The following is a 22,204-nucleotide window of genomic DNA, read 5'->3' as shown; positions in this document are numbered from 1 at the left end:
CGCGCCAATTTCGCGCGCCCGGGGGGGGGGGGGGGCCCGGCCCCCCCCCCCCCCCCCCGCGGGGGGGGGGGGCCGCCCGGTCCGCCCCCCCCCACGACGACCGCCTGAGCGGGCTGTCACGCCGTGAGGCGCTCAAGCACCTAGCCTAGATTTCGACGCGCTCGTGCGACTTCGTGCCTCAGTCGCGTCGCTTGCTCAATCTGGCCGAGCCCACGCGTCGAGCTCGTGCCTCGCACGCCGCTGCTCGTCTCACACGGGGACGAGCTCGACCGCGCCGACGGCGTAGCGGGCCAGGATCGCGCGGGCCACCGCCGGGTGGGCGCCCAGCGGGTCGGAGACGGCCACCGCGCCGGCCTCGACGGCGAGCTCGGCGGCGCGGTCCGGCAGCTTGCCCGGCGCGAGGAAGAACGAGGCGACGGCGATGTGCCGCTTGCCCTCGGCGCGGAAGGCGCGCACGGCCTCGCCGGCGGCCGGGGGAGCGGCCGAGGCGAACGCCGCGGTCACCGGCAGCCGGTGCCGCGCGCCCCAGGTGCGGGCGATCCGGGCGACGGCCTGGTTGGCGAGCGGGTCGGAGGAGCCCGCCGCGGCCAGGACGAGGGCGTCGAGCTCGCGCACCCTGGCCTGCTTGAGGGCCTCGCGGAGGCGGACGTCGAGCACCTCGAGGAAGGCGGCCTCCATGCCGAGGATCCGGCTGGCCTGGATCTTGAGGCCCTCGTGGCGGGCCATCGCAGCGGCGATCGCCTCGGGGACGTCGACCTTGGCGTGGTAGGCCTCGGTGAGGAGCAGGGGGACCACGACGATCTCCTCGTGGCCGGCCTTCACGAGCCGGTCGACGACCGTGTCGAACGTCGGCTTGGAGAGGTCGAGGAAGGCCGTCTCGATACGGAGGTCGGGACGCATGGCCTTGACCTCGGCGACGAGCGCCTTGATCGTCGCGGCCGAACGCGGGTCCCGGCTTCCGTGGGCCAGGGCAACCAGAGCAGGAGCAGCCATCAGGGGTGCCTCCGATCATGTGTGGTGGTGCGGTGCTTCTTCGGGGGTGCTGCGGGTGCGACGGCGCTGTCGTCCCGGTGGTGAACGTCGTGGCGTGAGCTAGGCATGGATGCCGCACTCGGTCTTGGAGGTGCCGGCCCATCGACCGCTGCGTGGGTCGTCGCCGGGCGCCACGCGGCGGGTGCACGGCCAGCAGCCGATGCTGGGGTAGCCGTCGTGGACGAGCGGGTTGACCAGCACGCCGTTGTCGGCGATGTAGCGCTCGACCTGCTCGTCGCTCCAGCGGGCGAGGGGGGAGACCTTGACCTTGCCCTTGCGGGCGTCCCAGCCGACGACCGGCGCGATCACCCGGTTGTGGGTCTCGGCGCGACGCAGGCCGGTCGCCCAGGCGTCGTACTCGGCGAGGGTGTCGTTGAGCGGCGTCACCTTGCGCAGGGCGCAGCAGAGGTCGGGGTCGGTCTTGTAGAGGTCCTTGCCGTACTGCGCGTCCTGCTCCTCGACGGTCTGCGCCGGGCGCACGGTGCGCAGGTTGACCGGCAGGGTGGCCTCGACGGCGTCGCGGGTGCCGATGGTCTCGATGAAGTGGTAGCCGGTGTCGAGGAAGACCACGTCGATGCCGGGGGCGACCTTCGACGCGAGGTGCGCCAGCACGGCGTCGCCCATCGACGAGGTCACCGCGAACCGGTCGCCGAAGGTGGCGACCGCCCACTCGATGATGACCTCGGCCGGGGCGAGCTCGAGCTCGGCGCCGACGTGGGAGACCAGCTCGCGCAGCTCCTCGGACGTACGTCCCTCAGTGTGCGTGCCCTTGAAGTCGCGGGCGGCGCGGGTGGAGAGGCTCATGACGTGCCTCCGTTCGCAGGGTGTCGGATCATGCCGGTCATCCGGACGGTGAACGCGCGCAAGCACGAGCGGCACTCCCAGGCTCCCGCGCCCTCCTGCGGGAACAGGTTCTCGTCCCCGCAGTAGGGGCAGTGGAAGGGCTGTGCTCGCTCAGACATGCGCGCGCTCGCTCATCAGGCGAACGCCGGCTCGGGCTCGCCGCGCAGCAGCTTCTCGTCGGCGCGGGCCACCCAGGCGGCGAAGCGCTCGCCGTCGGTGCGGTCCTGGAGGTACGCCGTCACGACCCGCGTGACGTAGTCGTCGAGGCCGGCGCTCGTCACCTTGTGGGCGCGCAGCTTGCGGCCCATCGCCGGGTTGAGCCCGAGGGCGCCGCCGAGGTGGACCTGGAAGCCCTCGACCTGCTGGCCGCTCTCGTCCATGACGAGCTGGCCCTTGAGCCCGATGTCGGCGACCTGGGTGCGGGCGCAGGCGTTGGGGCAGCCGTTGACGTTGACCGAGATGTCGGTGTCGAGGTCGGGGAAGCGCTTCTCCAGCTCCGTCACCAGGCGGCGGGCGCGCTCCTTGGTGTCGACGATGGCGAGCTTGCAGAACTCGATGCCGGTGCAGGCCATCGTCGAGCGCCGCCAGCCGCTCGGCCGGGCGGTGAGGCCGATCTTCTCGAGGTCGTCGGCGAAGGCTGCGGTGTCCTCGGCGGCGATACCGATCACCACGAGCTTCTGGTAGGCGGTCAGTCGCGCGCCGGTGGCGCCGTACTGCTCGACGAGGTCGCCGAGCGCGCTCAGCGTGGTGCCGTCGATGCGGCCCACGACCGGGGCGGCGCCGACGTAGAAGCGGCCGTCCTTCTGCTCGTGGATGCCGATGTGGTCGCCGGGGACGACGGGCGACTCGGGGGAGGGGTTGTCGACGAGCGCCTTGTGGAGGTACTCGTTCTCCAGCACCTCGCGGAACTTCTCCTTGCCCCAGTCGGCCAGCAGGAACTTCAGCCGCGCCTTCGAGCGCAGCCGGCGGTAGCCGTAGTCGCGGAAGATGCCGGCGACGCCCTCCCAGGCGTCGGCGACCTCGTCGAGCGGGATCCAGACCCCGAGCTTGTGGGCGAGCATCGGGTTGGTGGACAGGCCGCCGCCGACCCAGAGGTCGAAGCCGGGACCGTGTTCGGGGTGGACCGTGCCGACGAAGGCGACGTCGTTGACCTCGGGGGCCACGTCGTGGCTCGGGTGGCCGGTCAGCGCCGTCTTGAACTTGCGCGGCAGGTTGGAGAAGTCGGGGTTGCCCAGGATGCGGCGCTTGATCTCGTCGAGGGCCGACGAGCCGTCGATGATCTCGTCCTTGGCGATGCCGGCGACCGGTGAGCCGAGGAACGGGCGCGGGCTGTCGCCGCAGGCCTCGAGGGTGGTCAGGCCGACCGCCTCGAGGCGCTCCCAGATCGCCGGGACGCTCTCGATCTCGATCCAGTGGTACTGGATGTTGTTGCGGTCGGTGATGTCCGCGGTGTTGCGGGCGTACGCCGTCGACACCTCGCCGAGCGCACGGAGCGCCGCGGCGTCGAGGATCGCACCGTCCGTGCGGACGCGCATCATGAAGAAGCGGTCGTCGAGCTCCTCCTCCTCGAGCTGGGCGGTCTTGCCCCCGTCGAAGCCCGGGGCGCGCTGCGTGTAGAGGCCCATCCAGCGGAAGCGGCCGCGCAGGTCGGCCGGGTCGATGGAGTCGAAGCCGCGGCGCGAGTACGTGTAGAGGATGCGGTCCCGGACGTTGAGCGGGTCGTCGTCCTTCTTGGACTGCTCGTTCTTGTTGAGCGGCTCGGTGTAGCCGAGCGCCCACTGGCCCTCGGCGCGCTTGGGACGCGGGATCTCGGTGCTCTGGGCTGCCTGGGGCTTGAACCTGAGGTCGGGCATGATCAGGAAATTCCTGTTCGCTGAGGAGTGCCGCGCGCGACGTTGAGCGCGGAGGGGACTTCTGGCGGCGTCAGCGATGCCAACAGGTCGCGCTGCCCACGCGCATGAGGTCGACGTGACGTCGGACCACAAGGTGTGCGTGGGTGGAGGCGCTGACCATGTCAAGAAGTCTCAGGGAGTGGACGCCCGTTCCACAAGACGAAATCTCGTCATGTGGGATGCGGTGCCACGATGTGAGACACGGGCGCCGCGCTCAGGCGGGGAACCGCAGATGCGTGCGGTCCAGGTCACACGGACCGTACTCAGGGGTCACCTCGCGGACCCCTAGGCTGTCGCCCATGACCGACTCCCTGATCAGCAGCGCGTACACGCAGGCCCTCGAGGTCATCGGCCGGGTCGAGCCCCGCATCGCCGACGCCACCCGCCAGGAGCTCACCGACCAGCGCGGCTCGCTCAAGCTGATCGCCTCGGAGAACTACGCCTCCCCGGCCGTGCTGCTGACCATGGGCACCTGGTTCAGCGACAAGTACGCCGAGGGCACCGTCGGCCACCGCTTCTACGCCGGCTGCCAGAACGTCGACACGGTCGAGGCGCTCGCCGCCGAGCACGCCCGCGAGCTGTTCGGGGCTCCCTACGCCTACGTCCAGCCCCACTCCGGCATCGACGCCAACCTCGTCGCGTTCTGGTCGATCCTGGCCAACAGGGTCGAGACCCCCTACCTGCAGAAGATGCAGGCGAAGAACGTCAACGAGCTCTCCGAGGCCGACTGGGAGACGTTGCGCCACGAGTTCGGCAACCAGCGCCTGCTGGGCATGTCGCTCGACGCCGGCGGCCACCTGACCCACGGCTTCCGGCCCAACATCAGCGGCAAGATGTTCCACCAGCAGCAGTACGGCACCGACCCCGAGACCGGGCTGCTCGACTACGACGCCGTGGCCGCGAAGGCCCGCGAGTTCAAGCCGCTCGTGCTGGTCGCCGGCTACTCCGCCTACCCGCGCCGGGTGGACTTCGCCAAGATGCGCGAGATCGCCGACGAGGTCGGCGCCGTGCTCATGGTCGACATGGCCCACTTCGCCGGCCTCGTCGCGGGCAAGGTCTTCACCGGCGACGAGGACCCGGTGCCGCACGCCCACATCACCACCACGACCACCCACAAGTCGCTGCGCGGTCCGCGCGGCGGCATGGTGCTCGCCCAGGAGGAGTTCGCCGCCGACGTCGACCGCGGCTGCCCCATGGTGCTCGGCGGCCCGCTCTCGCACGTGATGGCCGCCAAGGCGGTCGCCCTCGCGGAGGCCCGCACCTCGGAGTTCCAGGCCTACGCCCAGCAGGTCGCCGACAACGCCAAGTCGCTCGCCGATGGCTTCCTGACCCGCGGTGCGAACCTCGTCACCGGCGGCACCGACAACCACATCGTGCTCCTCGACGTGTCGTCCTTCGGTCTCACCGGCCGCCAGGCCGAGTCGGCGCTGCTCGACGCGGGCGTGGTCACCAACCGCAACTCGGTCCCGTCCGACCCCAACGGCGCCTGGTACACCTCCGGCATCCGGCTCGGCACCCCCGCGCTCACCACCCGCGGCTTCGGCCACGACGAGTTCGACAAGGTCGCCGAGCTCATCGTCGACGTGCTGGCCAACACCGAGGCCGGCACGACCAAGGCCGGCGAGCCCAGCAAGGCGTCGTACGTCCTGGGCGACGGAGTCGCCGACCGGGTCACCGCGCAGTCGGCCGAGATGCTCGACAAGCACCCGCTCTACCCGGGGCTGAACCTCAGCTGAGTCGGTCCGGCGTGGGGAACCGCACCAGCAGCGGGTCGATGTTGGCCTGCCAGCTCCGGTAGCCGAGCGCGATCCAGGCGGTGAAGTGGGCGGTCCCGACGACCGCTCCGGCCATCGCCGTCGGCCACGGGCCGAGCGGCCAGGCCACGAACGCGGCGACACCGGCTGCCACCAGCGTGTTGACCACGACGATGAACATCGCCGAGCTCGCGAGCACCTGGCTGGCGCTGCGCCGGGTGATGCCCATGTCGTAGGTCAGGCCGACCCCCGTCTCGTCGTCGTGGAGGCCGGTGATGAAGTACGGCGCCAGGCTGGGGTCGATGTCGACGTAGCCGGCACGCAGCCGGTTCATCCCCTTGATGAAGAGGTAGTCCTCCTGGCTCGCGTTGTGGACGCGGAACGACGTGAGCGTCCCCGCCACGAGGAGGGTGAGGCCGAGCAGGATCGCAAGGAGCCTGAAGGTCGGGGAGTAGGACATCGCCTGTCCGGCGAGGGCGAGGAACAGCAGCGAGGCCGAGGTGAACATCAGCTGGGAGGTGATCCGGCCGATGACCTCGCTCCACGTCTGGCTGCGCACGGCCAGCAGGCCCCAGTGCTCCGTGGCGAGGATCTGGGCGCGTACGCCGTCCGGCACCGGCTCGCGAGCCGGCTCGAGCGGTGGAGGTTGTTCGGGGATCGGCTGGGTCATGCTCCACGGTGAGCCTCGGCGGACCTCGGCGGCAAGGGAGGGTCAGCCGGGATCGGCACCGGTCCAGACATAGCCGACCTCGGGGCGGCCGGCCCCTCCGTAGCGGGGCTGGCGGGTGACCCGGCCCTCGTCGGCGAGGTGCTCGAGGTATCGCCGCGCGGTCACTCGGGAGACGCCGATCTCCGCGCCGGCCTCGGCGGCGGACAGGCCGTCGGGTCGCTGCCGGAGCGCCAGCACGATCGCGCGCAGCGAGTCCAGGCTCATGCCCTTGGGCAGGGTGTCGCCGGTCGGCCGGCTGCGCAGAGCTCCGAACAGCTGGTCGACGTCGTCCTGCACCACGTCGCCGGGTGCGCTCTCCAGCCGCGCGCGGAACTCGGCGTACTGCTCGAGCTTGCTGCGGAAGGCGGCGAACGTGAACGGCTTGAGGAGGTAGAGCACCACGCCCTGGGACACCGCGCGGCGCACGACCTCGGTGTCCCGCGCCGAGGTCACGGCGATGACGTCGACGGTGCGGCCCTCGGCGCGCAGGCGCTGGAGCAGGCCCAGTCCGTGGCCGTCGGGCAGGTGCATGTCGAGGAGGATCAGGTCGACCGCCTCCTCGCGCGCCAGCAGGCGCACCGCCTCGCCGGCGGAGCGGGCCACGCCGGCGAGCTCGAACCCCGGCAACCGCCCGACGTACGTCGCGTGCGCCTCGGCGGCGACCTCCTCGTCCTCGACGACGAGCACCCGCACGGTCATCGGACGCCGCCGGGGTCCGCGGCCGCCACGGTGAGGACGAACCTGGCGCCACCCAGCGGTGAGTCGGTCACCTCGAGGCGGCCGCCGTGGCCGGAGACGACCCGCGAGACGATCGCCAGCCCGAGCCCGCGACCCTCCTCGGCCTTGCTCGACCAGCCACGGTCGAGGACGTGCGCACGGTCCTCCGGGGCGATCCCGGGGCCCGAGTCGTCGACCTCGATCCGCAGCCGGTCCGCGTCGCCCGCCAGGCCGACCCGCACCTGCTGGGGACGCTCACCGCGCGTCTCGGCGACCGCGTCGAAGGCGTTGTCGACGAGGTTGCCGACGAGGGCGACCAGGTCGCGCGGGGCGACCGGGAGCTCGGCCGGCAGCTCGCCCTCGATGTCGAGGTCGATGCCGCGCTCGGCCGCTTGCGCCGTCTTGCCGAGCAGGAGCGCCGCGAGGACGGGCTCCTCGACGGCCGACACGACCTCGTCGGCCAGGCCCTGCGCGACCTGCAGCTCGGCCGTGGCGAACTCGACCGCCTGCTCGGGGCGGCCCATCTCCACGAGCGACACGATGGTGTGCAGCCGGTTCGCGGACTCGTGGTTCTGCGACCGCAGCGACTCGGTCAGGCCGCGGACCAGGTCGAGCTCGCCGGTGACCGCCTGCAGCTCGGTGCGGTCGCGGACGGTGATGACGGCCCCGACCTCGTCCTGGTGCCAGTACGCAGGCGAGGTGCTGAGGACGAGCACCTGCTGGCCCAGGACGTACGTCTCGTCGGCGACCGCGGTGCGCTGCTCCACCGCGGCGACGAGCCCCGGCGGCAGCCCGAGCTCGGCGAGCGAGCGGCCCTCGACCTCGTCCGGCAGGGCCAGCAGGCGCACCGCCTCGTCGTTGACGAGTTGGACGCGCAGGTCGGAGTCGACGAGCAACAGCCCCTCGCGCACGGCACCGAGCACGGCGCGGTAGTACTCGTACATCCGGGTGATCTCACGCTCGCCGAGACCGTGCGTCTGCCGGCGCAGCCGCCGGGCGATGAGCCACGCGCCGAGGAGGCCGGCGAGCAGGGTCACCCCTGCGGCGAGGCCGATGCCGGGCAGGTCGCCGAGCAGCCGGCGGTCGAGCCGCTCGATGGTGATGCCGACCGCGACCAGCGCCACGACGTCACCGTCGTCGACCACCGGCACCACGGCGCGGACCGACGGCCCCAGCGTGCCCCTGAAGACCTGGGTGAAGACCTCGCCCCGGGGCGCGTCGCCGAGGTCGCCGATGAACTTCCCGCCGATCTGGTCGGGGTCCGGGTGCGTCCAGCGGGTGCGGTCGGTGTCCATGATGACGACGAAGTCGGTCCCGGTGTCGCGGCGCACCTCCTCGGCGAACGGCTGCAACGCTGTCGTGGGGTCGGCGGTGAGCACCTCCTCGCGCACGAAGGGGGAGTCCGCCACCGAGCGCGCGACGGCGACGGCCTGGTCGCCGGCCGCCTCCCGGGAGTCGCGGCGCGCATCGAGCGCCGCCAGCGCCACCGCGGTCACCACGAGGACGACCACGACGCCGACCTGCAGCAGCAGGATCTGGCGGGCCACCGGGCTCTCGCCCTCGGCTCGACGCGTCATGCCGCGCATTGTGCCGCACTCGTCGGGGCACCTGTGACGACGAACACAACGAACAGAACGGTGACGGCGCTCACAGGCTCGGTGACGCTTGCCGTCGGGCCGGCGATCGCCGGGACCCGGATCCCAGGAGGACCAGATGAGCACCACGCACCAGGAAGCGGCGCCCGCGCAGCGGCGCGACCGCACCCACTACCTGTACATCGCGGTGATCATCGCGGTGATCCTCGGGGCCGTCGTCGGCCTCGTCTTCCCGGACTTCGCGGTGGGGCTGAAGTGGATCGGGACCACGTTCGTCGCCCTCATCAAGATGATGATCCAGCCGGTCATCTTCTGCACCCTGGTGCTCGGCGTCGGGTCCGTACGCAGCGCGGCGAGCGTCGGCAAGGTCGGCGGCCTCGCGCTGGCGTACTTCCTGTCGATGTCGACCGTCGCGCTGGCCATCGGCATGGTGGTCGGCAACCTGCTCGACCCGGGTGAGGGGCTCAACCTCTCCGACGACGTCGCCGGCATCGGCAAGGAGCAGGCAGCGGAGGCCCACGGCTCGACGACCGAGTTCATCACCGGCATCGTGCCCGACTCCCTGCTGTCCTCGCTGACCTCCGGCGAGGTGCTCCAGACCCTCCTGGTCGCCCTGCTCGTCGGATTCGCGCTCCAGGCCATGGGTCGCTCGGGCGAGCCGATCCTCACCGGCATCGGTCACGTCCAGCGCCTGGTGTTCCGGGTGCTCGCGATGATCATGTGGGCCGCCCCGGTCGGTGCCTTCGCCGCGATCGCGGCGGTCGTCGGCGAGACCGGCGTCGACGCGCTCAAGAGCCTCGCGACGATCATGGTCGCCTTCTACGTCACGTGCTTCGTGTTCGTCTTCGGCGTGCTCGGCGCGATCCTCAAGCTGTCGACCGGCGTGAACATCTTCAGCCTGCTGAAGTACCTCGGCCGCGAGTTCCTGCTGATCGTGTCGACGTCGTCCTCCGAGTCGGCCTTGCCGCGGCTGATCGCCAAGATGAACCACGCCGGCGTCGAGAAGACCACGGTCGGCGTCGTCGTGCCGACGGGCTACTCCTTCAACCTCGACGGCACCGCGATCTACCTGACGATGGCCTCGATCTTCATCGCCGACGCGCTCGACAAGCCGCTGTCGATCGGCGAGCAGATCTCCCTCCTGCTGTTCATGGTCATCGCCTCCAAGGGAGCCGCGGGCGTCACCGGCGCCGGCCTGGCCACCCTGGCCGGTGGCCTGTCCTCGCACCGCCCGGAGCTGCTCGACGGCGTCGGCCTGATCGTCGGCATCGACCGCTTCATGTCCGAGGCCCGCGCGGTCACCAACTTCGCCGGCAACTCGGTGGCCAGCGTCCTCATCGGCCACTGGACCGGCACCCTCGACCGCGGCCAGCTCGACCGGGTGCTCGCCGGCGAGGACCAGTTCGACGAGGCCACGATGGTCGACGACGACCACGGCGCCCCCGCCGTACCAGCCACCCGCGAGGCGGAGCCGGCCACCGCCACCCACTGACGACCGACGCAACGCCCCGGACCGCAGTCGGTCCGGGGCGTTCGTCTGCCATCGGCCCGCCCGCGTAGTCCAGTGGCAGATGGTCGTCGCGCCCGGGTAGTCCAGTGGCAGATGGTTGTCGATCGGCCCTCCGGGCAGCCATCTGCCACTGGACTACCCCGACCGCTGGACAGCCCGGCCAGGTGGGCTCGCCCTGGCCAGGTGGGCCCGAGGTCAGGTCAGCGAGCGGTAGAGGTCGAGGGTGCGGGCGGCGATGGAGCCCCAGCTGAAGGACTCCTCGGCCCGGCGGCGGCCGGCGACGCCGTACGCCTGTGCGCGTGCGGGGTCGCTGACCGCGTCGGTGAGGGCGGAGGCCAGGTCGGCGACGTACTGCTCGGGGTCGAGTGGCGTGCCGGTGCCGTCGGTGGCCTGCTCGATCGGGACCAGCCAGCCGGTCTCGCCGTGGACGACGACCTCGGGGATGCCGCCCGTGGCGGTGGCGACGACGGCGGTCTCGCAGGCCATCGCCTCGAGGTTGACGATGCCCAGCGGCTCGTAGATCGACGGGCAGGCGAAGACGGTGGCGGCTGTCAGGAGGGCGACGACGTCGGCCCGGGGGAGCATCTCGGCGATCCACACCACGCCCGAGCGCGTGGCGGCCAGGTCGTCGACCAGGCCACTCACCTCGGCCATGATCTCGTCGGTGTCGGGGGCTCCGGCGCAGAGCACGAGCTGCACCTCCGGCGGGAGCGCGGCGGCCGCACGCAGGAAGAGCGGGAGCCCCTTCTGCCGGGTGATGCGGCCGACGAAGATCACGCTGGGCCGGTCGGGGTCGACGCCCAGCTCACGCACGCGGTCGGGGTCGGGGACCGGCGACCAGAGCGTGGTGTCGATGCCGTTGTGGACGACGTGGACGCGCGCCGGGTCGACCGAGGGATAGCTGCGGAGCACGTCGTCGCGCATCGCGGCGCTGACGGCGACGATGCCCGCCGCTCCTTCGTACGCCGTCCGCTCGGCCCAGCTGGACAGGGCGTAGCCGCCGCCGAGCTGCTCGGCCTTCCACGGCCGCATCGGCTCGAGCGAGTGGGCGCTGACGACGTGGGGGATGCCGTGCATCAGCCCGGCGAGGTGGCCGGCCATGTTGGCGTACCAGGTGTGCGAGTGCACGAGGTCGGCACCCGCGCAGTCGTCGACCATCGCCAGGTCGACGCCCAGCGTGCGGATCGCGGCGTTGGCGCCGGCGAGCGACTCCGGCTCGGCGTACGCCGTCGTGCCGGGCTCGGAGCGGGGGGCGCCGAAGCAGCGCACCCGCGCGTCGACGTCGGGCAGCACCCGCAGCGCCCGGACCAGCTCGGCCACGTGGACCCCGGCACCGCCGTAGACCTCGGGCGGGTACTCCTTGCTCAGGACGTCGATCCGCATGGACCGAACCTAGACCCAAAACGAGGACCGAAGGGAGGTCGACCGCGCCCCCGCGGACGGCTAGTTTCGACGCATGGCCATCACGCCCCCGCGCAAGAAGGTCCTCGCCGTCGTCCTCGCCGGTGGTGAGGGCAAGCGGCTGATGCCGCTGACCGCCGACCGCGCCAAGCCGGCGGTGCCGTTCGGCGGCATCTACCGGCTCATCGACTTCGCGCTGAGCAACGTCGTGAACTCCGGCTACCTCAAGGTCGTCGTGCTCACGCAGTACAAGTCGCACAGCCTCGACCGCCACGTCACCACGACGTGGCGGATGTCCAACCTGCTGGGCAACTACGTCACCCCGGTGCCGGCCCAGCAGCGCGTCGGCAAGCGGTGGTACCTCGGCAGCGCCGACGCGATCTTCCAGTCGCTCAACCTGCTCACCGACGAGCAGCCCGACATCGTCGTGGTGGTCGGCGCGGACCACGTCTACCGGATGGACTTCGCGCAGATGGTCGCCGACCACGTCGAGTCCGGCGCCGGGTGCACCGTCGCCGCGATCCGCCAGCCGATCGACCTCGCCGACCAGTTCGGGGTGATCGACGTCGACCCGGGCGACCCGCGGCGGATCCGGGCGTTCCTGGAGAAGCCGAAGGACCCGGTGGGGCTGCCCGACTCTCCGGAGGAGGTGCTGGCCAGCATGGGCAACTACGTCTTCGACGCCGATGCGCTGCGCGACGCCGTCACCCGCGACGCCGAGCGCGAGCAGTCCAAGCACGACATGGGCGGCGACATCGTGCCGTGGTTCGTCGACAAGTCGGAGTCCGCGGTCTACGACTACAAGGACAACGAGGTGCCCGGCGCGACCGACCGCGACCGCGGCTACTGGCGCGACGTCGGCACCATGCGGTCCTACTACGCCGCCCAGATGGACCTCGTCTCCCCGCTGCCGGTCTTCAACCTCTACAACACCGCCTGGCCGATCTACACCAGCTACGGCCCGCACCCGCCCGCCAAGCTCGTCGAGGGCCACGGCGGCGAGAAGGTGTCGACGTTCAACTCGATCCTGTCGCCGGGTGTCGTGGTCAGCGGCGGCACCGTCAACCACTCGGTGCTCTCTCCCGCGGTCTGGGTCAAGGACGGCGCCGAGGTCTCGGACTCCGTGCTGATGGACGGCGTCCGGGTCGGCGAGGGCGCCATCGTGCGCAACGCGATCATCGACAAGGGCGTCGTCATCCCGCCGGGCGTCCAGATCGGCGTCGACCAGGAGGCCGACCTCGCCCGCGGCTTCGTCGTCGACGAGGGCCTCACCGTGCTCGCCAAGCAGCAGCCGGTGCCCGAGGACTGATCAGAGCGCGTCTCGCTGGCGCTCGAGGCTCAGCCCAGCTCCTCTCGCTGTCGCTCGAGGAAGTCCCGCTCGACGTCGTTGCGGCAGGCCGCGATCGCCTGGTCGTACGCCGCCCGCGCGGCGTCGACGTCACCGGCGCGCGAGAGCAGCTCGGCCCGCACCGCTGCGGGGCGGTGGCTGTCGGGGATGTCGATCCCGTCGAGCGCGGCGAGACCGGCTGCCGTGCCGCGGTCCTCGGCGACGGCCACGGCGCGGGCCAGCCGGGCTGACGGCGACGGCGCCACCTGCAGCAGCAGGTCGTACCACCTCACGATGCGGTCCCAGCGCGTGTCCGCAGCGGCCGGCGCGGTCGCGTGCTCGACGGCGACCCGCGCCTGCAGGACGTACGACGCCGCGAGGGGCGAGAGCGGTCCCGCGAGGCAGGGACTCGCGAGCAGCCGGGTGGCCTCGGCGACCTCGTCGTGGTGCCACCTGCCGCGGTCCTGGTCGGAGAGCAGCACCAGCCGGCCGTCGCGGACCCGCGCATCGCGCCGGGAGTGCTGGAGGAGCATCAGCGCCAGCAGCGCGACCAGGCCGGGCTCGTCGGGACGCAGCCCGAGCACGACGCGCACCAGCCGGATCGCCTGGCCGGAGGTCTCGGCCCGCAGCAGGTCGGGGCCGGTGCCGGGGGAGTAGCCCGCGGTGAAGGCGAGGTAGGCGGTCTGGGCGACGAGGTCGAGGCGGTCGGGCAGCACGCTCGCGTCGGGCACGGCGAAGGGGATGCCGGCCCCGACGATGCGCTTCTTGGCGCGGGTGATGCGGGCGGCCATGGTGGGCTCGGGCACGAGGAACAGCCGCGCGATGTCGGCCGTCGGCACGCCGAGCACGAGCCGCAGGCTCAGCGCGCTCGCGGACTCCGGCGCCAGCGCCGGGTGCGCGCACATCAGCACCAGGCGCAGGACGTCGTCCTCGATCAGGCTGCCGGCGTCGGCCATGGTGCGCGCTCCTTCCTGGTGCTGCTCGGCGTCGGTGCGCAGCAGCGGTTCCTTGCGCCGGGCCACGTCCTCGGTGCGGAGCCGGTCGACCACCCGCCGCCGCGCGGCGGTGAGCAGCCAGGCGGCGGGCTTGTCGGGAGCGCCGTCGACCGGCCAGGTGCGGCTGGCCGCCTCGACGGCGTCACCGAGCGCGTCCTCGACGAGGTCGAGCCGGCGGAACTGCGACAGGAGCAGGGCCACCAGTCGGCCCCACTCGTCCCGCACGACCTCCTCGAGCTGCTGCATGCCGTGGGGTCGCCTCAGAGGGTGACGTCGACGGTCGGGTGGATCTGGATGTCGTACGGCGGCAGCACCTGCAGCAGCTCGACGACGACGTCGAGGTCGGGAGCCTCGAGCAGGTAGAACCCACCCATGCCCTCGATCACCTCGGCGTAGGGCCCGTCGGTCAGCTGGACCCCGCCCGCGGTCGTCCGCATCACGGTGGCGTCGCGCGGGTCGGAGAGCGCCTCGCCGGCCAGCAGCTCGACGCCCGCGCGCGCCCGGCAGGCCGCGTCGAACTCACCGAACTTCGCCATCGCAGCCGCCTGCTCGGCCTCCGTCTGCTCGGGCCACGGCTTCTCCGCGCCGTCGCCGATCAGCAGCACGAGGTACTTCACGACGTGACCTCCTCGCCGGTGAGCTTGCGGTGCACCTCGACCGCGTCACCGGTCGCGGACAGGATCGTGCACACCCGCATCAGGTCGTCGAGGTCGTCGGTGCGGACCTCGTAGTAGCCGCCGAGCTGCTCGGTCGTCTCGGTCCACGGCCCGTCGGTGACGACGTCGGAGTAGGGCGCCAGCGACTTCGCCTCCGAGGCTCGCGGCAGCTCGGCGCCGCCGATGACGGTGTGACCGCGCTTCTCCAGCTCCTCGGTGAAGCGGCCGTGCACCTCGTAGGTCGCCTTCTTCTCTGCCTCGGGCGTGTCCCACCACGCCTCGGTGTCTCCCAGCAGCAGCACGATGTAGTCGGTCATCGCTGTCTCCCTCACTCCGCCATCCGGCGGAACTCGAGGAGCTCGCCGCGGCTGGACCACCGCTCGCACGCCGCGCGCAGGTCGGCCTCGTCGTCCGAGCGGACGAGGTAGAAGCCGACCACCTGCTCCACCGACTCGGTGAAGGGACCGTCGGTCACGAGCGTGCCGCCCGCACCGTCCGGACGCATCGACGTGGCGTCCGCTGACGCTTCGAGCGGCCCTGCGACCAGCAGCTCGTGGCCGCCGGCCGTGAGGTCCTCCTGGAACTGGATGTGGGACCGGTGGCCCTTCTCGTGCTCCTCGGGCGGGAGGTCGGCCCAGTCGGCCTCGGGGGCGGGCAGCAGGATCAGGTAGCGACTCATCGCGCGGTGAACTCCTTGTGTGACGGGCCGCCGGTCTGCGGCCTCACCACTCTGACGGACGATCGTGCCCCGGATCGACAGCAGGGGTGAGCCTTTCTCGACGGAGGCCGCTCGGGGCACCAAGATGGGGGCATGGCCAACCACGAGAGAGCAGGACAGCCCGCCCGCACCGAGGACCTCGTCGACGTGTCCCACCTCGTGACGGCCTACTTCGACCTCGAGCCCGACCCCGACGACGTCTCTCAGCAGGTCGCCTTCGGCACCAGCGGACACCGCGGCACGTCGCTGAACACCTCCTTCAACGAGGTCCACATCGCCGCCACCACGCAGGCGATCTGCGACTACCGCAAGGAGCAGGGCTACGACGGCCCGCTCTTCATCGGACGCGACACCCACGCGCTGTCCGAGCCCGCGTGGGCGACCGCGCTCGAGGTGCTCGTCGCCAACGACGTGACCGTGCTGGTCGACGACCGCGACGGCTTCACGCCGACCCCCGCGGTCAGCCACGCGATCCTGCGCGCCAACCAGGGGCGTACGACGGGCGCGGGCCTCGCCGACGGCATCGTCGTCACGCCGTCCCACAACCCGCCCCAGGACGGCGGCTTCAAGTACAACCCGCCCCACGGTGGCCCGGCCGACTCCGACGCGACGAGTGTGATCGCCGCGCGCGCCAACGAGCTGATCCGCGGCAACATCGAGGGCGTGCGCCGGGTGGCGTTCGCCAAGGCGCGTGCCACGGTGGGCACCTACGACTTCCTCGGCACCTACGTCGACGACCTGCCGCAGGTGCTCGACCTCGACGTGGTCCGCGACGCCGGCGTCCGCATCGGTGCGGACCCGCTCGGCGGCGCGAGCGTGGCCTACTGGGGCGAGATCGCCGAGCGCCACCGCCTCGACCTGTCGGTGGTCAACCCGCTGGTCGACCCCACGTGGCGCTTCATGACGCTCGACTGGGACGGCAAGATCCGGATGGACTGCTCCTCGCCCCACGCGATGGCGTCGCTGGTGGGTCGCAAGGACGAGTACGCCATCGCCACCGGCAACGACGCCGACGCCGACCGGCACGGCATCGTCACGCCCGACGCCGGGCTGATGAACCCCAACCACTTCCTCGCGGTCGCGATCGGCTACCTCTTCGGCGGCGCGCGCCCCGGGTGGTCCGACGACACCCGGATCGGCAAGACCCTCGTGTCGAGCTCGATGATCGACCGCGTGGCCGAGTCGATCGGCAAGCCGCTGGTCGAGGTGCCGGTGGGCTTCAAGTGGTTCGTGCCCGGCCTGATGGACGGGTCGTTCGGCTTCGGCGGCGAGGAGTCGGCCGGCGCCTCCTTCCTGCGCCGCGACGGCTCGACGTGGACCACCGACAAGGACGGCATCCTGCTCGCGCTGCTGGCCAGCGAGATCCTCGGCGCGACCGGCAGGACCCCGAGTCAGCACTACAGCGACCTGGTGGCGCAGCACGGCGACCCCGCCTACGCCCGGATCGACGCCCCGGCGAGCCGCGAGGAGAAGGCCAAGCTCGGTGCGCTCTCGCCCGACGACGTGGCCGCCACGTCGCTGGCGGGGGAGCAGATCACCGGCAAGCTCACCGAGGCACCCGGCAACGGCGCGAAGATCGGCGGCCTCAAGGTGACCACCGAGTCGGCGTGGTTCGCCGCGCGCCCGAGCGGCACCGAGGACGTCTACAAGATCTACGCCGAGTCCTTCCGCGGCCCCGAGCACCTCGCCGAGGTGCAGGCAGAGGCGCGCGAGGTCGTCAGCAACGCGCTGGGGTGAGGCGCTCAGCCCCCGACCGGACCGGCCTCGATCGGCTGGCGGGTGCCACCCCAGTGGGCGCGCGCCTCGTCGTCCGACTCGCCCGGACCGCTGTCGTCACCGTCGATGGCCGAGCGCGAGAAGCTGACGGCCACGATGGAGTCCAGGCGCACCAGCACCTGGTGGCCGTTGCCGTCGTCGAGGATGACCCCGAGCCCGTCGGCGCCCACGATCACGCCGTCCAGCCACGTGCCCGAGACCAGCACCCGCACCGGCGCGGCGGCGTCCTGGGCATGGCGCAGCAGCGTGCCGACCGTGAACAGCGTGCTTCCCTGGACCATGCATCCCCCTCGTTGACTGGTCCAGACCATACGGGGATCGCGACGTGGCCATGGCGCGTTCGCGATTCCCTGACTGATCGGCCACGTCACATGGCCCAGATGGGCCATGTGACCGCTCAGGTGCTCGGCGTCGCGCGGTCGACGACCGCCCGCAGGTCGCCGCTGGTCAGCATCCCGAACGTGCCGGCGTACGACGTCCCGAAGCGGCTGCCGCAGAAGGCGTCGGCCACCTCGGCCGGCGCGAAGCGCACCAGCAGGGAGCCCTGGAGGCAGGCGGCCATCTGGCCGGCGAGGCGCCGCGCGCCGGCCTCGAGGCCGGACGTGTCGCCGAGGAGGGCGAGCGTGTCGTCGACGGCCCGGTCGAGCCGGCTGTCGCCGCCGCGCGCTGCACCGACCTCCGTGATCCACGCCTGCAGCACCTCCGGCTCGCGCCCGAGGGCGCGCAGCACGTCGAGCGCGTTGACGTTGCCCGAGCCTTCCCAGATCGAGTTCAGGGGCGACTCGCGGAACATCAGCGGCAGCCCCGAGTCCTCGACGAAGCCGTTGCCGCCGAGGCACTCCAGCGCCTCGGCGACCATCGCCGGGGTGCGCTTGCAGACCCAGAACTTCGCCAGCGGCAGCGCGATGCGCCGCAGCGCCGCCTCGTGCGGGTCGTCGGCCCGGTCCACGGCCGCCGCGAGCCGCATGGCCAGCGCGGTCGCAGCCTCGGACTCCACGGCGAGGTCGGCGACGACGTTCTGCATGAGCGGCTTGTCGACGAGCAGGCCACCGAAGGCGGACCGGTGCGCGACGTGCCACGACGCCTCGGCGAGCGCGTGCCGCATGAGCGCGGCGGAGCCGAGGACGCAGTCGAGCCGGGTCGCGGCGACCATCTCGATGATGGTCCGCACGCCGCGGCCCTCGTCGCCGAGCCGCTGGGCGAGGGTGCCGTCGAGCTCGAGCTCGCTGGACGCGTTGGACCGGTTGCCCAGCTTGTCCTTGAGCCGGACCACGTCGATCCGGTTGCGGGTGCCGTCGGCCAGCACGCGCGGCACGACGAAGCACGTCACGCCGCCGGCGGTCTGCCCGAGCACGAGGAAGACGTCGTTCATCGGTGCCGAGGTGAACCACTTGTGGCCGTGGAGGGTGTACCAGCCGTCCTCCGACGTCGGCACTGCCCGCGTCTGGTTGGCCCGCACGTCGGAGCCGCCCTGCTTCTCCGTCATGCCCATCCCGGCGAGCGCGCCGGTCTTCTCCGAGCGCGCCCGGACGCCGGGGTCGTAGGACCGGGCGGCCAGCAGCGGCGTCCACTCCTTGGCGATCGCGTCGTCGGCCCGCAGCGCCGGCACGGCGGCGTACGTCATCGAGATCGGGCAGCCGTGCCCCGGCTCGGTCTGCGACCAGGCGAAGAAGCCTGCCGCGCGCCGCAGGTGGGCGTCCGGACGGTCCGACTCCCAGGGCGCGGCCTGGAGGCCGTGGCCCACCGCGCGCTCCATCAGCCAGTGCCAGGACGGGTGGAACTCGACCTCGTCGACCCGGTTGCCCCAGCGGTCGTACGTCGTCAGCTCGGGGTGGTGGCGGTTCGCCAGCCGACCGTGCTCGCGGGCCTCATCCGTGCCCGCCTCGGCCCCGAGCGGGGTCAGGTCCTCGACGAGGTCGGTGGAGCCGTGTCGAGCCAGCGCCTCGGTGAACGCAAGGTCGGAGGTCACCACGTTGTGGCCCACCAGGGGCGGCGCCTGGTTGGTGGTGAGGCGGATGTCGTGCGGGTCGCTCATGGCGCCCACCGTAGGCGGTCGGGCGCCCCCAGGTCGCTCAGTCCAGGGTGGTGGCGACGGGTGCGACCCGCTCGAGGGACGTCTTGCGGTGGAACCGCACCACCTTCGTGCACCCGGCCTGCAGCCCGACCTTGCTGAAGCCGTTGAGGTCGCCGGCCTGGTAGACGAGCGGCAGGGAGTAGAGCTCCACGCCGGGCGTCATGTACTGGTCGGCGACCGACACGTGGCCCAGGCCCATCACGTGGCCCATCTCGTGGAGGGTGAGCTGCTGGAACTCGGTGGCGTTCATCGTCGCGGTGTCAGTGAGGTCGTAGATCACGCCGCCGTCCATCGCCTCCCAAATGAGCTTGCCGCGGGCGTCACGGGCCCGGCGGGTGCGGTCGTAGCCGCCCCGGGCCGCGGTCGTCGGGCCGAGATCGAGCTTGGTCTCCGCGTCGGTGGTCCAGCCGAAGATGATGTCGGGGTCCTTGCGCTTCCACTTCCGGTCGAGCGGGTTGGAGCTGGTCTCGCCCGCGAACTTGAACCGCACGCCGGTCGCCTGCGAGACGAGGGCGATCGTGTTGTGGATGCCGGTCGAGACGGTGCCGGCGTCGGGGGTCGCGCGGGAGGTGTTGATGCCGTAGGTGAGGGTGCGGCAGGGGTTCCACCGGTCACGGGACTCGCCGAGCGTCTCCCACGAGTCGGGGGAGCCGAGCGGGGTGTAGGCCGGCACGACGCTGAGCTTGTGCGCCCGCGAGACCTTGCCGCGGTGCTTGCGGGTCGGCTTGACCCGCGCGCGCAGCTTGGTGGAGTAGAACCAGGTGGTGGGCACGGTGAAGCCGTAGCCGCCGTCCTTGGCCGACCTGGTCTTGCCGATGGTCCGCCAGCCGGAGGCGATCTTCTGCTCCAGGACGACCTTGCGCTTCTGCTTGCCCTTGTCCTTGACCCACCCGGAGAGGGTCACGACCTCGCCGGGGTTGGTCGCGGTGGCGCTGAGGCTGGCCGAGACGCGGGTCTTGCGTGGTCCCGCCTCCGCGGGCGCGGCCAGGAGCGAGACGGTGAGGGCGCTCGTGCCGAGCATCGCGACGGCGGCCAGGACAGGTGTGCGGGAGAGTCGGCGCATGCAGTGACGCTACCCACGCACGCAGCCGGGAAACCCGCGGCCGGGGTCCGCCTCGGGTGGCAGGGCAGTCGATAGCGTGGCGCCCATGGTCGAGGCGCGAGAGGAGCACCCTGCCCGGCGCCGGGTCGAGGCCCTCGCGCGCCGCGGGCGCGACCACCTCTGGCGCATCATCGTCACGACCGTCGGGTCCTGCCTCCGGCACCGGGTGACCGGCCTCGCCGCGGAGGCGGCGTTCTTCGCCGTGCTGTCGGTGCCGCCGCTCGTCTTCGCGCTCGCCGGCGCGATCGGCTTCGTCAGCGACCGCTTCACCGCGACCCAGATCGACGACATCAGCAACGCGGTGCTCGAGATCTCCCGGCAGGCGCTGACGGACCGCGCGGTCGACCGGATCATCGAGCCGACCATCAACGAGGTGCTCAACGGCGGGCGCTACGACGTGATCTCGATCGGCTTCATCCTCGCGCTCTGGTCGGGCTCGCGCGCCCTCAACGTCTTCGTCGACACCATCACGATCATGCACGGCCTCGGCGGCCACCGCGGGATCGTCGCGACCCGCGCCCTGTCGTTCGTCCTCTACGTCCTCGCGATGGTCACCGGAGCCGTGAGCCTGCCGCTCGTGGTGGCCGGGCCCACGCTGGTGGACCGGCTCCTGCCCGAACGCCTGGACTTCCTCAACGGCCTCTACTGGCCGGTGGTGCTGGCGATCTCGATCTGCTTCCTCGCCACGCTCTACCACGTGTCCGTCCCGGTGCGGACCAGCTGGAGCTTCAACCTGCCCGGAGCGGCGTTCGCGCTGTTCTGCTGGATCGCGGGCTCGTACGTCCTGCGGTGGGTGCTGACAGTCACCGCGGCCGAGTCGCGGTCGATCTACGGGCCGCTGGCCGCACCGATCGCGGTGCTGCTCTGGCTCTACCTCCTCGCCCTCGCCGTGCTCATCGGCGCGGCCGTCAACGCCGCCTTCGACACCGTCTTCCCGCAGAAGAGCACCACCAGCGCCCGACTCGAGCTGGTGCAGCGCCTGCGGGACCGGATCACCGTGCGAGACTCCTGACCGTGCAAGCCGCGAGCAACCACCCCAGCGTGGGCCGGGTGTCCCTGCCCGAGCGCGCGAGGTCGCCGTGGTGGGAGCTCGGCCGCCGGCTGCTGCTGGCGTTGGCGATCCTCGTCGGCACCGTGCTGCTGGTCTACTTCGACCGCGAGGGCTACCGCGACAACGCGCACCCCGAGCGGCAGCTGACGCTCCTCGACGCGTTCTACTACACGACCGTCACGCTCAGCACGACCGGCTACGGCGACATCGCGCCGGCCGACGCCCAGGCGCGCCTGGTGAACGCCCTGGTGATCACCCCGGCTCGCATCGCCTTCCTGGTCCTGCTGATCGGCACCACCCTGGAGGTCCTCGCCTCCCAGGGACGCGAGATGTTCCGGGTCGCCCGGTGGAGGAAGAAGATGGACCAGCACGTCGTCGTCATCGGCTACGGCACCAAGGGCCGCAGCGCGATCGACACCCTCGTGAACAACGGCTACGACCGGTCCGCGATCGTCGTGGTCGACCCGGGGCCCGTCGCCCTCAGCGAGGCCAACCGCGACCAGCTCGTCGGCATCGCCGGCGACGCGACCCGGCGTGGCGTGCTCCGCCAGGCCGGCGTCGAGAAGGCGACCCACGTCATCATCACCACCGACCGCGACGACTCCAACGTGCTCGTCACCCTGACGGTGCGCCAGCTCAACCCCGACGCCTGGATCGTGGCAGCGGTCCGTGAGCAGGAGAACGTCCCGCTGATGCGGCAGTCCGGCGCCAACTCCGTCATCACCTCCTCCGACGCGGTCGGCCGCCTGCTCGGCCTGTCGTCGATGTCGCCGATGCTCGGCTCGGTGATGGAGGACCTGATGACCTACGGCGAGGGCCTCGAGGTCGCCGAGCGCGACCTGCTCGTCAACGAGGTGGGCAAGCAGCCGCAGCGGCTGCCCGACCAGGTCATCGCGGTCATCCGCGACGAGAAGGTCTACCGCTACTTCGACCCGGTGGTCTCCCTGCTGGCCCGCGGCGACCGGCTCATCGTCGTCCGACCGGCCAAGGAGCTGCCGTGGGCGCCGCGCCCCGGCACCCACGGCGAGGAGCTGGCCGAGGACGACGACTGA

20 protein-coding genes are annotated in these 22,204 nt (G+C 71.8%); 6 read left to right on the top strand and 14 right to left on the bottom strand.

All coding sequences use genetic code 11. From position 1 onward, the window contains the following. Positions 1–249 precede the first annotated feature (249 nt). The 3 genes from ACE3QY_RS06820 to ACE3QY_RS06810 form a co-directional block, all read right to left on the bottom strand. Positions 250–993 (bottom strand): sirohydrochlorin chelatase, encoded by a 744-nt coding sequence (locus ACE3QY_RS06820; RefSeq protein WP_374455253.1) that lies wholly within the window; start codon positions 991–993, stop codon positions 250–252. Positions 994–1,092: 99 nt separating this feature from the next. After that, a complete protein-coding gene (locus ACE3QY_RS06815) occupies positions 1,093–1,836 on the bottom strand; it encodes a phosphoadenylyl-sulfate reductase (protein ID WP_374455251.1) in 744 nt (247 codons plus the stop codon). A gap of 173 nt (positions 1,837–2,009) precedes the next feature. Then, on the bottom strand, positions 2,010–3,728 hold the full coding sequence (locus ACE3QY_RS06810; RefSeq protein ID WP_374455250.1) for a nitrite/sulfite reductase: 1,719 nt from the start codon (positions 3,726–3,728) through the stop codon (positions 2,010–2,012). A gap of 338 nt (positions 3,729–4,066) precedes the next feature. On the opposite strand from ACE3QY_RS06810, the gene ACE3QY_RS06805 reads away from it, so the two are divergent. Next, positions 4,067–5,503, top strand: a complete 1,437-nt coding sequence (locus tag ACE3QY_RS06805) for a glycine hydroxymethyltransferase (RefSeq protein WP_374455249.1) — start codon at positions 4,067–4,069, stop codon at positions 5,501–5,503. Here ACE3QY_RS06805 and ACE3QY_RS06800 read toward each other — a convergent pair. The 3 genes from ACE3QY_RS06800 to ACE3QY_RS06790 are packed head-to-tail and all read right to left on the bottom strand — an operon-like array spanning position 5,496 to position 8,524. Beyond that, the gene (locus ACE3QY_RS06800) at positions 5,496–6,191 is read right to left on the bottom strand and encodes a hypothetical protein (RefSeq protein WP_374455248.1); all 696 of its coding nucleotides are present in this window, start codon (positions 6,189–6,191) and stop codon (positions 5,496–5,498) included. The two genes, ACE3QY_RS06805 and ACE3QY_RS06800, sit on opposite strands and share 8 nt — an antisense overlap. 42 nt (positions 6,192–6,233) lie before the next feature. Further along, entirely contained in the window at positions 6,234–6,929 is a 696-nt protein-coding gene (locus ACE3QY_RS06795) for a response regulator (protein ID WP_374455247.1), read from the bottom strand. Then, the gene (locus ACE3QY_RS06790; protein WP_374455246.1) at positions 6,926–8,524 is read right to left on the bottom strand and encodes an ATP-binding protein; all 1,599 of its coding nucleotides are present in this window, start codon (positions 8,522–8,524) and stop codon (positions 6,926–6,928) included. Before ACE3QY_RS06790 ends, ACE3QY_RS06795 begins: the two co-directional genes overlap by 4 nt. A gap of 136 nt (positions 8,525–8,660) precedes the next feature. On the opposite strand from ACE3QY_RS06790, the gene ACE3QY_RS06785 reads away from it, so the two are divergent. Next, complete coding sequence (locus ACE3QY_RS06785) at positions 8,661–10,034, top strand: cation:dicarboxylate symporter family transporter (protein ID WP_374455245.1); 1,374 nt, start codon at positions 8,661–8,663, stop codon at positions 10,032–10,034. A gap of 213 nt (positions 10,035–10,247) precedes the next feature. Here the strand turns inward: ACE3QY_RS06785 and glgA are convergent, their stop codons facing one another. Further along, positions 10,248–11,435 (bottom strand): glycogen synthase, encoded by a 1,188-nt coding sequence (gene glgA / locus ACE3QY_RS06780; protein ID WP_374455244.1) that lies wholly within the window; start codon positions 11,433–11,435, stop codon positions 10,248–10,250. 73 nt (positions 11,436–11,508) lie between these two features. On the opposite strand from glgA, the gene glgC reads away from it, so the two are divergent. Further along, positions 11,509–12,762 carry a glucose-1-phosphate adenylyltransferase gene (gene glgC, locus ACE3QY_RS06775; RefSeq protein WP_374455243.1) on the top strand — a complete coding sequence of 418 codons (1,254 nt, stop codon included), beginning with the start codon at positions 11,509–11,511 and terminating at the stop codon, positions 12,760–12,762. A 29-nt stretch (positions 12,763–12,791) separates the two neighbouring features. Here the strand turns inward: glgC and ACE3QY_RS06770 are convergent, their stop codons facing one another. From ACE3QY_RS06770 to ACE3QY_RS06755, 4 genes are read right to left on the bottom strand one after another with little or no spacing between them, the layout of a single operon-like run. Continuing rightward, positions 12,792–14,021: an RNA polymerase sigma factor gene (locus tag ACE3QY_RS06770; RefSeq protein WP_374455242.1), complete on the bottom strand. Its 1,230-nt coding sequence runs from the start codon at positions 14,019–14,021 to the stop codon at positions 12,792–12,794. Positions 14,022–14,035: 14 nt separating this feature from the next. Further along, complete coding sequence (locus ACE3QY_RS06765) at positions 14,036–14,392, bottom strand: YciI family protein (RefSeq protein ID WP_374455241.1); 357 nt, start codon at positions 14,390–14,392, stop codon at positions 14,036–14,038. Next, on the bottom strand, positions 14,389–14,748 hold the full coding sequence (locus ACE3QY_RS06760) for a YciI family protein (protein ID WP_374455240.1): 360 nt from the start codon (positions 14,746–14,748) through the stop codon (positions 14,389–14,391). The genes ACE3QY_RS06765 and ACE3QY_RS06760 overlap by 4 nt, the downstream gene beginning before the upstream one ends. Positions 14,749–14,759: 11 nt before the next feature. Beyond that, positions 14,760–15,110, bottom strand: a complete 351-nt coding sequence (locus ACE3QY_RS06755; protein WP_374455239.1) for a YciI family protein — start codon at positions 15,108–15,110, stop codon at positions 14,760–14,762. Between the two features lie 132 nt (positions 15,111–15,242). Between ACE3QY_RS06755 and pgm the strand changes: the two genes are divergently transcribed. After that, complete coding sequence (gene pgm, locus ACE3QY_RS06750) at positions 15,243–16,886, top strand: phosphoglucomutase (alpha-D-glucose-1,6-bisphosphate-dependent) (protein ID WP_374455238.1); 1,644 nt, start codon at positions 15,243–15,245, stop codon at positions 16,884–16,886. A gap of 5 nt (positions 16,887–16,891) precedes the next feature. Here pgm and ACE3QY_RS06745 read toward each other — a convergent pair whose 3' ends face one another. From ACE3QY_RS06745 to ACE3QY_RS06735, 3 genes are all read right to left on the bottom strand, one after another. Then, a complete protein-coding gene (locus tag ACE3QY_RS06745) occupies positions 16,892–17,206 on the bottom strand; it encodes a hypothetical protein (RefSeq protein ID WP_374455237.1) in 315 nt (104 codons plus the stop codon). Positions 17,207–17,322: 116 nt separating this feature from the next. Then, positions 17,323–18,960, bottom strand: coding sequence for an acyl-CoA dehydrogenase family protein (locus tag ACE3QY_RS06740; protein WP_374455236.1), 1,638 nt, complete (start codon positions 18,958–18,960; stop codon positions 17,323–17,325). Positions 18,961–18,997: 37 nt separating this feature from the next. Continuing rightward, entirely contained in the window at positions 18,998–20,062 is a 1,065-nt protein-coding gene (locus ACE3QY_RS06735; RefSeq protein ID WP_374455235.1) for a matrixin family metalloprotease, read from the bottom strand. 85 nt (positions 20,063–20,147) lie between these two features. Here ACE3QY_RS06735 and ACE3QY_RS06730 point away from each other — a divergent pair, with 85 nt between their 5' ends. Beyond that, positions 20,148–21,113 (top strand): YihY/virulence factor BrkB family protein, encoded by a 966-nt coding sequence (locus ACE3QY_RS06730; RefSeq protein ID WP_374455234.1) that lies wholly within the window; start codon positions 20,148–20,150, stop codon positions 21,111–21,113. A gap of 2 nt (positions 21,114–21,115) precedes the next feature. Further along, positions 21,116–22,204, top strand: coding sequence for a TrkA family potassium uptake protein (locus ACE3QY_RS06725; protein WP_374455233.1), 1,089 nt, complete (start codon positions 21,116–21,118; stop codon positions 22,202–22,204).

Origin of the sequence: Nocardioides sp., from assembly GCF_041913365.1 — a bacterium.
Lineage (GTDB): Bacteria > Actinomycetota > Actinomycetes > Propionibacteriales > Nocardioidaceae > Nocardioides.
Note: the sequence above shows the minus strand (reverse complement) of the source record. Positions and strands in the feature narration are given on the sequence as shown.

Bases quoted from the DNA above. Each gene is read 5' to 3' on its own strand.
- ACE3QY_RS06820 (WP_374455253.1), bottom strand. From the start codon at position 993: ATGGCTGCTCCTGCTCTGGTTGCCCTGGCCCACGGAAGCCGGGACCCG.
- ACE3QY_RS06815 (WP_374455251.1), bottom strand. From the start codon at position 1,836: ATGAGCCTCTCCACCCGCGCCGCCCGCGACTTCAAGGGCACGCACACT.
- ACE3QY_RS06810 (WP_374455250.1), bottom strand. From the start codon at position 3,728: ATGCCCGACCTCAGGTTCAAGCCCCAGGCAGCCCAGAGCACCGAGATC.
- ACE3QY_RS06805 (WP_374455249.1), top strand. From the start codon at position 4,067: ATGACCGACTCCCTGATCAGCAGCGCGTACACGCAGGCCCTCGAGGTC.
- ACE3QY_RS06800 (WP_374455248.1), bottom strand. From the start codon at position 6,191: ATGACCCAGCCGATCCCCGAACAACCTCCACCGCTCGAGCCGGCTCGC.
- ACE3QY_RS06795 (WP_374455247.1), bottom strand. From the start codon at position 6,929: ATGACCGTGCGGGTGCTCGTCGTCGAGGACGAGGAGGTCGCCGCCGAG.
- ACE3QY_RS06790 (WP_374455246.1), bottom strand. From the start codon at position 8,524: ATGACGCGTCGAGCCGAGGGCGAGAGCCCGGTGGCCCGCCAGATCCTG.
- ACE3QY_RS06785 (WP_374455245.1), top strand. From the start codon at position 8,661: ATGAGCACCACGCACCAGGAAGCGGCGCCCGCGCAGCGGCGCGACCGC.
- glgA (WP_374455244.1), bottom strand. From the start codon at position 11,435: ATGCGGATCGACGTCCTGAGCAAGGAGTACCCGCCCGAGGTCTACGGC.
- glgC (WP_374455243.1), top strand. From the start codon at position 11,509: ATGGCCATCACGCCCCCGCGCAAGAAGGTCCTCGCCGTCGTCCTCGCC.
- ACE3QY_RS06770 (WP_374455242.1), bottom strand. From the start codon at position 14,021: ATGCAGCAGCTCGAGGAGGTCGTGCGGGACGAGTGGGGCCGACTGGTG.
- ACE3QY_RS06760 (WP_374455240.1), bottom strand. From the start codon at position 14,748: ATGACCGACTACATCGTGCTGCTGCTGGGAGACACCGAGGCGTGGTGG.
- ACE3QY_RS06755 (WP_374455239.1), bottom strand. From the start codon at position 15,110: ATGAGTCGCTACCTGATCCTGCTGCCCGCCCCCGAGGCCGACTGGGCC.
- pgm (WP_374455238.1), top strand. From the start codon at position 15,243: ATGGCCAACCACGAGAGAGCAGGACAGCCCGCCCGCACCGAGGACCTC.
- ACE3QY_RS06745 (WP_374455237.1), bottom strand. From the start codon at position 17,206: ATGGTCCAGGGAAGCACGCTGTTCACGGTCGGCACGCTGCTGCGCCAT.
- ACE3QY_RS06740 (WP_374455236.1), bottom strand. From the start codon at position 18,960: ATGAGCGACCCGCACGACATCCGCCTCACCACCAACCAGGCGCCGCCC.
- ACE3QY_RS06735 (WP_374455235.1), bottom strand. From the start codon at position 20,062: ATGCGCCGACTCTCCCGCACACCTGTCCTGGCCGCCGTCGCGATGCTC.
- ACE3QY_RS06730 (WP_374455234.1), top strand. From the start codon at position 20,148: ATGGTCGAGGCGCGAGAGGAGCACCCTGCCCGGCGCCGGGTCGAGGCC.